This window comes from Paenibacillus sp. CFBP 13594, assembly GCF_014842675.1.
Lineage (GTDB): Bacteria > Bacillota > Bacilli > Paenibacillales > Paenibacillaceae > Paenibacillus > Paenibacillus amylolyticus_B.
On sequence record NZ_JACYVQ010000008.1, the window covers coordinates 236,413 to 248,408 of the forward strand.

7 protein-coding genes are annotated in these 11,996 nt (G+C 42.7%); 5 read left to right on the forward strand and 2 right to left on the reverse strand.

Translation table 11 applies throughout. The features are described 5' to 3' along the window. Positions 1–4 precede the first annotated feature (4 nt). The gene (locus IFU39_RS24405; RefSeq protein WP_105600521.1) at positions 5–943 is read right to left on the reverse strand and encodes a macrolide 2'-phosphotransferase; all 939 of its coding nucleotides are present in this window, start codon (positions 941–943) and stop codon (positions 5–7) included. 430 nt (positions 944–1,373) lie between these two features. On the opposite strand from IFU39_RS24405, the gene IFU39_RS24410 reads away from it, so the two are divergent. The 4 genes from IFU39_RS24410 (at position 1,374) to IFU39_RS24425 (ending at position 8,303) form a co-directional block, all read left to right on the forward strand. Beyond that, positions 1,374–1,730, forward strand: coding sequence for a hypothetical protein (locus tag IFU39_RS24410; protein WP_105600523.1), 357 nt, complete (start codon positions 1,374–1,376; stop codon positions 1,728–1,730). A 223-nt stretch (positions 1,731–1,953) separates the two neighbouring features. After that, a complete protein-coding gene (locus tag IFU39_RS24415; RefSeq protein WP_105600524.1) occupies positions 1,954–3,399 on the forward strand; it encodes a DEAD/DEAH box helicase in 1,446 nt (481 codons plus the stop codon). Between the two features lie 308 nt (positions 3,400–3,707). Continuing rightward, positions 3,708–6,836, forward strand: a complete 3,129-nt coding sequence (locus IFU39_RS24420) for an AAA domain-containing protein (RefSeq protein ID WP_192135370.1) — start codon at positions 3,708–3,710, stop codon at positions 6,834–6,836. A 219-nt stretch (positions 6,837–7,055) separates the two neighbouring features. After that, positions 7,056–8,303, forward strand: a complete 1,248-nt coding sequence (locus IFU39_RS24425) for a TerD family protein (RefSeq protein ID WP_091012352.1) — start codon at positions 7,056–7,058, stop codon at positions 8,301–8,303. A gap of 145 nt (positions 8,304–8,448) precedes the next feature. Here the strand turns inward: IFU39_RS24425 and IFU39_RS24430 are convergent, their stop codons facing one another. Beyond that, positions 8,449–9,822, reverse strand: a complete 1,374-nt coding sequence (locus IFU39_RS24430; protein WP_192135372.1) for a DKNYY domain-containing protein — start codon at positions 9,820–9,822, stop codon at positions 8,449–8,451. 293 nt (positions 9,823–10,115) lie between these two features. On the opposite strand from IFU39_RS24430, the gene IFU39_RS24435 reads away from it, so the two are divergent. Then, on the forward strand, positions 10,116–11,984 hold the full coding sequence (locus IFU39_RS24435; protein ID WP_192135374.1) for an AbfB domain-containing protein: 1,869 nt from the start codon (positions 10,116–10,118) through the stop codon (positions 11,982–11,984). Positions 11,985–11,996 lie beyond the last annotated feature (12 nt).

The following is an 11,996-nucleotide window of genomic DNA, read 5'->3' on the forward strand; positions in this document are numbered from 1 at the left end:
ATACTCAACCTCTCTTTACATCCCAGTTCGCAAGCATGCCTCTCGCCATCTCCATGTCCGACTCCTTTCCTGTAATCAGTGCAAACTTGGCAACAATTGCAGGATAGGCTGCCCACTGCTCTCGAATATGCTCCATCATCCGGGGCCATGTTCTTCCCCCTGCCTTCTCATAACGTCTCAACAGTTCACGCAGTCCTTCCTCCTGAAAGAGTGCATAGTAAATGACGAAGTCCTTACCCGGATCTGCAATCTCAGCTTCCGTCCAATCAATAAGTCCAGTTACTCGCTGGGCATCATCGACAATTATATGTGGTGGATGCAGATCACCATGGATGAACGCCGAGTGCTGAGGCCAATAGCTACTTATAGAAAGCCATACCGTCCAGCGTTCAACCAACTCGGTTGGCACCGTAAAATTCTGCTTAACCTCTTCTATATTGGCTGCAAATTCTTTGCGAGCTTCCATAGGTGTCTTGGTCCGCACTCCACCTTTCTTCGCCTTGTCGGGATCGATGTTATGCAGCGTGGCGAGAGTCGTAGCCAGTGAATCCAGGAATGTATCCGATAAGCTCTCCTGAGGGAATCTCCATACATACCCTCCCCCTGCGGGATCCACAACTGCGATCGGATCACCCTCAAGTAAAGGATAAGCGATCAACCCTGGCGTGCAGATCCGCCAATCTGGTACCTGTGCATGTATATTTCCTCGGACCACATTCAGCACCTTTCTCTCATTCTCGGCTCGCTCCCAGACATCTTTGCGTCGCGGCTGGCGCAGAACCCATCTTCGGCCTTCTTCATCCGTGGCGAATGCTACACGAAAGTCCATACCCGACTCGTTGATCTCCAAGGATTCCTCAACGATAAGGAGTCCATTCTGATTTGCTAAAGATAATAATTCCTTTCGAATTGCCAAATGCTCATTCATGTTCGCTTTTGTCATATCAGGTACTCCCCTTTTCCTGGATAAACTAAAAAACACAGACATGTTCGCCTGTGCAATTCATCTCGGAAGTTGGCATACCTGAATGCTCACAAAAAATAGTAGTACATCAAAGAACCACCTCACAGAATGATTCTTTCACGACTAGCGGCATACGTGTAACATGGCAAACCAATCCCGATGAGCTGCACACAGGCAGAAAACAGCAAGCATAAACAAACATCTCGCCATATTATCTCAATCGGGAAAAATTTAGCACACGTATCCCTCCGTTCAATAAGTTACCCATATGCTAACATATTCCAAATCCCAGTTCCAGACTGAATGGAATTTTTTTGGTTCTTTTTATTGATATACAGGAACTTGGGCGTCTCAGGTAACGTCCATAGTTTGTAGATGTAATTAAAAAGAATGAGAGGTGAGCACCCCAATGTCCATTGTACGAAAGTTATCCTTATTACCAGTCATCATGCTCTTGTTAACTCTTGGATGCACAGAGAAGTCCGTAGAACAAGTGAAAGAGAAGCCACATGTGCGAGGAATGATTACGGATTTTGAGGAAGAAAGAGGTCAGGTACTCATAGAGAATAAAGAAGATGGAGGTGTTGAATCAGGACCGATTTGGATTTCGCTCAGCAAGAACGCCGAACTCATCATCGAAGGACAGACTGTCACCGTCTCTTTGGATGAGACACTCGTTGGTCGAAGTGCAGAAGTATGGATTGGTGGAATAATCGCTCAATCTTACCCTCCCCAAACCCAGGCTGTAAAAATGGTCATTCATTAACACACAGCAATATTCACCGATACATTTCGTTTCACGTGGAACGTTATGATACACCTACGCACAGCAACAGGCGGTTCCTCCTCATATCGGAGTTGATAAAAACATTTTAACCACTTGATGCATTTACTCCGTTAGCCTGCCTGCATATAGAGTATAATGAAGAGGTATACGATAAATGTACGGTGCAATAATTGTACAAAAACTAACGCAAAAGAGGTAAACGATGAGCGAGCAACAATTTAAAGATTATGGACTAGGTGAAGAGATCGTAAAAGCACTAGACAGTCTGGGCTACGAGACACCAACCGAGGTTCAAACGAAAGTTATTCCGGTAGCACTAGAGAACCAGGATCTTGTGGTCAAATCACAGACAGGTAGCGGTAAAACAGCCGCCTACGGCATTCCGCTTTGCGAGCTGGTGGATTGGAATGAAAATAAGCCACAGGCTTTGATTCTTACACCAACCCGGGAACTGGCTTTGCAGGTTAACGAAGATATTACAAATATCGGCCGCTTTAAGCGTATTAAAGCAACCGCACTATACGGACAGTCCCCTTTTCATATCCAAAAAGCCGAGTTAAAACAAAGAACACATGTCGCTGTAGGTACGCCAGGTCGGGTACTGGATCATATCGAACGCGGCACGCTGCCACTCGAACGGATTGCTTACCTTGTCATTGACGAGGCCGATGAGATGTTAAATATGGGCTTCATCGAGACGGTACAAGCGATTATTCAGAAGTTGCCGCAGGAGCGAGTAACGATGTTGTTCTCCGCTACGTTCCCTGAAGATGTAGCCAAGCTATCACGCAAATACATGAACAAGCCGGTGGAAATCGAGATCAAAGCAAGTGGACTGACAACAGCCACTATTGAACACGCTGTAATTCATGTGCCAGAAGTGAACAAAACCGCGCTGCTTCAGGACTTGTTCATTGTGGAAAATCCGGATAGCTGCATCGTGTTCTGCCGTACGCAGGAGAATGTAGATAAACTGTTCCGGGTCATGGCTGACCTTGACTATCCAGCAGACCGTATCCATGGTGGCATGGAGCAGGATGAGCGGATCGAAGTCATGAACGCCTTCAGACGGGGACAATTCCGTTATTTGATCGCAACGGATGTAGCCGCACGTGGTATTGATATCACCAATATTACTCATGTCATCAACTACGATATTCCTTTGGAAAAAGAGGGATATGTTCACCGCACCGGCCGTACGGGTCGCGCAGGCAAAACAGGTAAAGCCATTACGTTGATTACACCGAAAGATGGCAGACGTCTTGCGGAGATTGAATCCTATATCGGTTTCGAAATCCCTATTGTGAAAGCTCCTTCCGAGGAAGCTGTAGATCGCCGCAGAGAAGATTTTGAGAAACGATTGAAGATCGTTCCTGAACGCAAAAAGGACAAGCGTGAACAGTTGAATCAGCAGATCATGAAGTTGAACTTCAACGGAGGCAAGAAGAAGAAACTTCGTGCTGTTGACTTTGTAGGTACCATCGCCAAGCTTGAAGGCGTTACGGCTGACGACATCGGGATCATTACCATTCAGGACAATGTAACGGATGTGGAGATCCTGAATGGCAAAGGCCCACTCGTGCTGGAGCTTATGCAGAATATAACGATCAAAAAGATGCAGCTCAAGGTTCGTAAAGGTCATAAATAGTTTGGTAAATGTCGCACTGCCTTCCTAAACGCTCTAAACAAGACAAGCAGACCTGCTAACATGAAGTTATGACAGGTCTGCTTGTCGTTATTAGATTGTATTTATTGCAATAAAGAATCATTCGAGTTTACCCATCAACCGATACGTTGGAACGCTTACAAATAGGGCAAAATGACTGACAGCGGAAAGTACATGGTATTATTAGAAGAAGTCAAATCGTATATGAATGATTGGTACATTAGTGTAGTGAAGCTCTCTAAGGTTGAAGAGCTTTTCTTTTTGTCTTCAGATGATAATGGGGGGAGAACATGAATAAAAAGAAAGATATTTTAAATGCTTGGATTACGATAGAGCAGCTATCCGAAGGATCTATTAAGAAAGAAAAACCGCTAAAGCTCTTACATACCATGGAAGAAGACTGGAATACGTTTTTTACAGACTTTTTAATTAAACAAAAAGAACAACAAAGTGTAGAAGATAAGATCTATAAAAATTCCGGTTTAGTATTATATTTTGATATTTTCGAATTTGAAGAGGTTGTTGAAATATTGAGGAAGAAGCACAAGATCGAAAAAACCCACGAAGAAGTTAGTAAATCTGATAAATTCACCTTCGCTATATATTTTGATAACCAATTAGATTTTATAGCAGACAAATTATTCTTTACCATGAGCGGTTATATCCGCCAATATGGTGATTTACCAGAAGATTTTTCGAAATTTGAAAACTCATTTAGAGAAAATTTGAACAGTAAATTTGAAGATGGATTTAACAGTGCCATTTCTGAGCTTTTGCAAAAGTATAATGTTTCCACTAATAATTTTCGCTATGCATTTGTGAAAAACTTAGATAATGGAGAGGTAAATTTACATTCGTTTTTTATTGAAGATCTGAATAAAGCAAAGGTAATCACTACTAAAAATTTAGATCGTTATTTTAATGGTTTTTCGGGATTCAGGCAGAATTTAGATGGAAATAAAAAGTCACTTCATTTTAACTCACAAATTTTTGAGACAAACAGTTTACAACCTAAGTATTACCCGTTAGGACGTTTTCCAAGTAGCCCTGCTTTTGCACTCTCATTCATGCAACAGGTTGCGGTGAATCTAGCATTACACGATAAAAATGAGATTCGTAGTGTCAATGGTCCTCCAGGAACAGGGAAAACAACTCTGTTAAAAGATATCTTCGCTGATTTGGTGGTTCAACAGGCAGTGGAAATGGTGCAACTTTCTGATAAAACGATAAAAAGAAGTTTAGTTTATTGGCAAAGTGCTAAAATTGGTATTTTACCATCCTCCATTTCAGATAAAAATATTGTTGTTGCAAGTTCAAACAATGGGGCAGTCCAAAACATTGTTAAGGAGTTACCAAAGAAAGAAACGATTGCTGACGATTTTCAAAAGCAATTGGATGAAGCAGATTATTTCAAAGATATATCTAATTCTAAACTAACCGGTGAAGGTTTCGGGAAAAATCGTGAGATTAAAAGGGAGACTTTAAACGAGGAGAATTGGGGAGTATTCTCGTTAGAAGGTGGGGCGTCAACAAATGTGAACAAGCTACTTCTAAGCATAGAAGCAATTGAGAAAGATCTAGAAGATAATTATCAATCCAGTACAGGTGAAGGTGTATATCAAGAATTCTCCCGTCTCTATAATGAATTAAAAATCGAAAGAGAAAAAATGCAGGAATATAGCGAGAAAATACATGCACTTCAAAAATCAAAAACCAAGCATACCGAGCAAAATATTGCTTTTGAACAAGAAGAAAAAAAGAAACGAACAAGTTTAATCACACAAGAAGCAGAAGCGACGCGTGAATTTGAAAGACTGAGACAAGAAAGTTTAAATCTTCAAGATGATATATCGAATGCTTCTATTGAGATAGAAAACCTAATCGATCCACAAGCTCAAGCTAAAAGAAATTATGATGTAGTCACTTCACAAAAACCAAGCCATTTGTGGTTTCATAAAATATTTAATCGACCCAAAGTTGAGCAGTACTTCAAAAATCTGAATGATGCGAATGATCATTTAAATGATCTATCTAAACAAAAAACGAAATGGTTGAATGAGCGCATCCGACTCGAAAATAGGTTAAAAGAAACTGCTACAAAAAGTGAGCATATTCAAAAACAAACCCAGGACACAAAAGCAGACTTCGAACGTTGGATGACTACTCAACATAACGCTTTAGAAAAATTAGCAAAAGAAATTGCAGTACTGGAAAACCTTAAATCTCAAAGTGGCATTAAGGAACTAGATTTTTCACTATCCTATGATGAACTTCAAAAATCTAACCCATGGTTTACAATGCAATTTCGTAAATTACAATCAGAGTTGTTTATTTCAGCTTTAAAAGTTAGAAAGCAATTTCTGTATGAAAACAGAAAGAGTTTGAAGGCCGCGAGGATTATCTGGAGCAAACCGTCTGAATACATTGGAAAAGAGAACGGACTTCAGTTAATTTCGGAATCATGGCAATGGTTGAATTTGGCTATCCCTGTTATCAGCACGACTTTTGCTAGTTTTGGGAGAATGTTTAAAAATCTTAATGAAAACTCAATAGGCAATTTATTCATAGACGAGGCTGGTCAAGCACTACCACAAGCTAGTGTTGGCGCAATCTATAGAAGCAAAAAGGTTATGGTGGTCGGCGATCCATCACAAATACAACCAGTAATGACGTTAGATTCAAATGTGCTGACCTTGATCGAAAGAATTTACAAAGTTGATGAAAAATTTGTCTCTGCTGATGCATCTACTCAAACCATTGTGGATGCCACAAGTCAGTATGGTTTTCAAAAAAATGAGGATGAATGGATTGGTATACCTCTTTGGGTGCACAGACGTTCGGACTATCCAATGTTTACGATTTCAAATAAAATATCGTATGACGAATTGATGGTACAAGGTAAATCAGAAGATGAGTCACAAGGTAAATCACGATGGTATGACTCAACGGGGAAAGCAAATGATAAATTTGTTAAAGAACAAGCTGATTTACTGAAAAGTCTAATTGATAAACGTTTGCAAGAAGACCCGAATTTAGCGGATGAAATTTATGTTATCACCCCATTTAGCAATGTGGCTAATAAACTTGTACAAGTATTAGATGGAATTAACTTCACAAAACGAGAAAATGGAAAAACAACGAACATTGGAACTGTTCATACTTTTCAAGGGAAAGAGGCCAAGATTGTCTACTTTGTTCTTGGGGCTGACTCTGATAGCAGTGGGGCGGCAAGATGGGCTGTCTCTGTTCCAAATATGATGAATGTTGCAGCTACACGAGCAAAAAAAGAATTTTATATTATTGGCGACAAGAAATTGTATGCCTCCCTCGGTAGTGAAGTAGCAAATAAAACGATTTCAATCATTGAAGACTATAACAATGTTGTGGTCTTCAATGATCCTACGTTGTACCAAAAGTAACAGCATTTTTGTGGAACAGGGGTTACCTTGAGTTACTTTCTATGAAAATGCCTGTTACCGTAGATAATATAACTTCAAAGCGGGCAGAGATATTGGTGAATTTTCGGAAATGGAAGAAGTGCCTCACTCTGCCTAATAATTATTGAGTATGTATTGATTTAATGGCACTATTAAAGAGTCTATTTATATTAAGAACTGTTATAGAATGGAGTGGTTTAAATGAATCAGTTTCTTCAGATGGGAGCAAACACAACCCTGAGTGCTGCAAAAGGTAGCGTTATAATTAGCCATGAAATTTCTAATTTAATAGATATTTCTTTAACAGCATTCCTTTTAACGGATTCGGATAGGGTACAAGGTGATAGTGGAATTATATTTTATAATCAACCTACAACTTCATCAGGTGTAGCTACCCTCATGCCATCTGAGCTAGTAGGCAATACAAAAGTACATAAAATCAATTTTGATATGAGTAAAGTTCCTGAAGGTATTACCAAAATAGCTATAACCCTTACAGAGGATAACAGCACTGGATTTTCAAATGTAACGAATTTAAAAGCAGAGATCGATAGCGGAAAGACGATTATTCAGTTAACCCCATCCAGTTTCACCAATGAAAATGGAATTGTCGTATTGGAATTATATTTAAGGAATGGTCAGACAAAAGCAAAAGCAATCTGGCGTGGATTTGATTCCGGGCTTGAAGGGTTATGTAAACTTTACGGTATTGAGGTTGAAGCGGATGAGCAGAACAAACCCTCCGAACCCCAGACTACTCAAAATTCAATAACAACAGAACCTGATCCGACTGTAACAGTTCCTGAAAATAAGAATAGTAAACAAACCTTATCGTCGATAAACCTCGAAAAGGTAAAGGGAAATATCAATCTGGTTAAAGGGCAGAAATCCGTTATCATTGATAAAACACCGGAAATTACAGCGACTGTATCTTGGCAGACTGGGACAGATTATGATATATACGCTTTAGTCTACACAAAGAATGGTGAGCAGATAGATGTAGCAATGTTTGGAGCGGCAGGAACCCCACCCCTCAAAAGTTATGGTAAAGGGATAGTTGAACATATGGGTGATGTTGGAAGAAGTAGCCAATCAACGAAGACAGAAGTTATTAAATTAAGGTTAAACGATGATATTCTTGCAGTTGTACCTGTGGTTTATTCAGCTCAGTCCAATGGATCAGGCTCATTCTACAGATACAAGGTGTCCATGAGTATAGATAATCTGAATGGAACCTCCGTTACGATATCCGCTAAGAATGCAAATAATAACGATCGGATTTATACCTGCGTGCCCGGAATTCTTCATAATACACCAGATGGAGTAATTATTAGCCCACTGGAGCTTTACAGTAAACCGGATTCAGAGTTTAGACCTAAGCTCAAGATGGGATCTTCAAAGATGGTAGAAGTTGAAATGGATAAAGGCCCCCTAAATAATTATAAATAGTTTATCTGGAGATACAGATTAGTAACAGTAGACTCACCCTAAAATGAAGACAGCCGCAGTTTATGACTTGAAGTAAAGTCTTAGACCGCGGCTGTTTTAGGTACTGAAAGCCAGTCTTTTTGAACAAGCAATCTTACTGTCCGACTTACCTCTTCTTTTTCCGCACTGTACCGCCTTCCACCATATACCGAAATAACGCATCTTCGGCGCCCCCTGTATCATCCGTAACTTGAAACGTCGCTGCGTCCCCCGACTTATCTACACTTCCCGTCACAAAGCTGAACACCGCACGGTCATCTTTGCCCCAATATTCATTCAGCATGACAAATGTACTGCCGTTCACACCCTTAACCATGCGTTTGCCATTGGCATTATATAGACTATTCTGGTCCATTGCCCAACTCTGGGGATCGGCATCGAATAGATGTGTAAAGCTGGCTCGATCAATATGTTTATTCGGTTTACCCCACAGATACACCCGATCAGCATCCACTGCCCAGCTCCCGGAAGGTGTTATTAACTCAAACGTTGCTGTGTCTGCCCCCTTGATGATCTGAAGCACATCGTCAGGATGACCGAAAGGCTGACTCGTCCGAGCAACCTCGGCACGATACACATGTTGCAGATCCTTGGAAAATCCAAGATGCTCCGTCCCGGCAAACGCTACAAATTGCCGAGCATCTGCCTCGTCGACACGGTAACCGTTGTAGTACACATGTTTGCCATCACATCCGTACGGTCCACCTAGTGACTGGAACGTATCCGGGTCTGCTCCTTTTACAGTACGCCACTGAAAATAAACACGTTCCCGGTCCCGTGCAAACTGCTCATCCAGTGGTTCAAAGGTAGACCTATGCACATCCCGAACGAGATTGTACACTTCCTTCGCTTCCCGATGAGCCGTACCGCCCCATTCGGTTTTATAAAAAATGGACGACGCAGTCTCAACCCAATTCCCTATGATCTGCGTAGCGCCGTCTGCACTGTGGGCATAATCAGGTTGCCACCAGCCAGGTACGTCGGGATGATGCTCACGCAACCATGCCCTCACCTCATCCTTTTCCCCATTCGCATAACGAAGAGAGCTGGACAGATGGAATAAGTGGTCCTTGTCAGTACAATAATCGTGATGAGCAATCACAGCATTCGTATCGATATCCTCAAATAGATGAAAATGCGTGCTGCTCTTCACATATAAATAACGTTGGTCCCGAGCGAAGTAGGGCGTATCCGGCAGCAGCCGAAAGCTGGGCGGATCGGAGTCAGGCACAGCCTGATCTTCCAGATAGACATATTGAGAATCACAACAGTAATCTTCATCGATTACACGGAAAGCTTCCGTATCCTGGCTGAATAAACTTGCCTTGTTCTTACGAGCATTGAACCACCATATTCCCTGATGATCACGCAGATAGGCGAACGTCAGCCACCCTTTTGGATAAGTCGAGATAACTTCAAAATCCAGTGCGGTAATGCCTCCCTTAATGGGAGTAGGGAGTACTGGTTCCATCTTCTTCATTTTGCAATATCACTTGAAGGTCTTCATCTACAATAAATTTGTCCATGACGGTTCCCCCTCCAATTATGTTGTAAAAATGAGTCTAGCCTTATTTTAACGTGTGCACCTGATCCTCTCTACATCATCGTACATGACATTTAGGAACATTTCCTCCGCTCTCACCGCTCAACCCCGAAGAGATGAAGATATGTTCAGCAATGGATGGATTGTTCACTTGAAAAAGAGTCTAGTCCAACTAAAATATAAATGAAAACATTATATTTTAGTTACATATCTTACGGGAGGTGTATGTCATGGGTAACAGAAAAGCGGTCTGGTTACTGGTCTTTGCACTCACGTTCACCCTGTTTGGACTTCATCCTGAACGAACAAGCGCTGCAAGTGTCACGATCACCAATGGCACCGATTGGCTCGACACCGCGGGCAATCCCATCCATGCGAACAGCGGCAACATACTGCAGGTAGGCTCGACGTATTATCTGTACGGTGAACATGCGGTGGGCGGCAAGTTCGACAGTGTGAACGTCTACACCTCGACCGATCTGAAGAACTGGACTTTCAGCAATGCCATTCTGACGAAAGATTCCGCAACCGAGCTGGCTTCCAGCAAGATTGAGCGCCCCAAAGTCATCTATAACGCCTACACCAACCAGTATGTGCTCTGGGCACACTATGAGAATGGAACGGACTACAACCTTGGGCGTGTAGCGGTCGCAACAAGTAATACCCCGAATGGAAAATTCACCTATGAGGGCAGCTTCCGACCGCTGAATTATGAATCCCGTGACATGACCGTCTTTGTTGATACCGATGGCACGGGTTATCTGGTTACGGCTTCACGCAAGAATGGCGGCGCCAATGATACAATGGCTGTTTTCAAAATGAATGCAAGTTACACCGGAATACAATCCTTCGATGGTTGGCTGTTCGAGAATGCTTATCGTGAAGCGCCTGCTGTTGTGAAAAAAGGAAACCGTTACTACCTCTTCACCTCCCAAGCCGCTGGCTGGTATCCGAATCAGGGTGCTTATGCTACAGCAACTTCCATGACGGGTCCATGGACTGCGCTTACGCCATATGGTAATCCATCTGCCTTTGGTTCGCAGATTCATGATATTGCCACGATTACAGGCAGCAACACCACATCCTACATCTACATGGGAGATCGCTGGAATCCTATGAACCTCGGAGAGCACAAGCATATTTGGCTGCCGCTAACCTTGAATGATTCCAACGGAACAGCATCACTGGAGTGGTATACAACGTGGAACATCGATGCAGCAACAGGTGCGGTAACACCGCCTGCTCTCGTCAATCATGCCCAAGGCAGAACAACTACCGCCAGCTCTACAGCCTCCAGCTCGTCCGCATCCAATGTCAATGATGGCAACTACCAGACTTCATGGGTCGCTTCCTCCAATAGCTGGCCTGCCTGGTGGCAGGTGGACTTTGGCGCACCAAAGACGATCACGGAGATCGACACCTCCTGGTTTATGTATAAAGGTTCCGAAGGATACTACAAATACAAAATCGAGATTAGCAACGATGGTGTCAATTACTCTACCTTGGATCGCACCAACAATCTGACCTATGGCTATACGACGGATGCTGTGCATTTCACAGCTCGTTATGTACGGATCAATATGGTAAACGCGGTCTTGTGGAATAATCCGGGTAACTGGTACACCCCAACCCTGCACGAGGTCAAAATGTTGGGTCCTGCAACACCGGAAGCCACAGGTTACAGCCGGTTCAGTTCACACAACGTTCCGGATCGATACATCCGTCATGCCAACTACACTGCTCGCGTGGATGCCAACGTCTCACCTGTTCTGGATTCACAGTTCCGCGTCGTGCCGGGTCTTGCCAGCTCCATGGGAATATCACTGGAGTCCATCAACTTCCCGGGCTACTTCCTGAAGCGCAACACCAGCAATAAAATTGTACTTGAAGCTTATGCCGACACCTCCGCATATAAGGGAGATGCTACGTTCCTAAGCAGTCCTGGTTGGGCTGACAGCACCAAAGTATCCCTTCAATCGTACAGTCAGCCCGGATATTACATCCGGCATTATGATTACGTGTTACAGCTCGATGCCATCAACGCATCCAGCAACTCGACAGTGAAGAGTGATGCCACGTTTGGGCGAACCAATTTCTAAGCAAAATAATTG